We start from the raw sequence: 456 nt of genomic DNA, 5'->3' as shown, positions 1-456 counted from the left end.
CTTGAGTTCAAGGGGTCGTCGCAACACCGCCCGGTTTCAGGTGGTGAGTAGATCACGTAGACGCTCGGCTGGGGTATCCCAGCCGAGCGTCTTGCGTGGGCGGCCGTTGAGTTCCTGGGCGACGTGTTCGAGGTCTTCGGGGGTGTGGATGCTCAGGTCGGTGCCTTTGGGGAAGTACTGCCGCAGCAGCCCGTTGGTGTTCTCGTTGGAGCCGCGTTGCCAGGGCGAGGCGGGGTCGCAGAAGTAGACGGGCATGCCGGTGGCCATGCTGAACTGGTGGTGGCGGGCCATCTCACTGCCCTGGTCCCAGGTGAGGGAGCCGCGTAGGTGGGCGGGGAGGGTCTGGACCGTGGTGAGCAGGCCGTCGCGGACGGTCTCGGCGTCGTGGGCGCCGCCGGGCAGGTGGACCAGCATGGTGTAGCGGGTGCTGCGCTCGACCAGGGTGGCGATCGCGGA

General features: G+C 67.8%; 1 protein-coding gene. It reads right to left on the bottom strand.

Features of this window, described 5'->3' with window-relative positions; genetic code table 11:
• Positions 1-36 precede the first annotated feature (36 nt).
• Positions 37-456 (bottom strand): IS30 family transposase (locus tag E0D90_RS26060; RefSeq protein WP_130800349.1); only part of this gene is annotated, 420 nt, incomplete at its 5' end.

Origin of the sequence: Streptomyces otsuchiensis, assembly GCF_004305975.1 — a bacterium.
In the GTDB taxonomy this organism is placed as follows: Bacteria; Actinomycetota; Actinomycetes; order Streptomycetales; family Streptomycetaceae; genus Streptomyces; species Streptomyces otsuchiensis.
The sequence above is the reverse complement of the archived record's forward strand: the minus strand, read 5'-3'. Positions and strand labels throughout refer to the sequence as shown.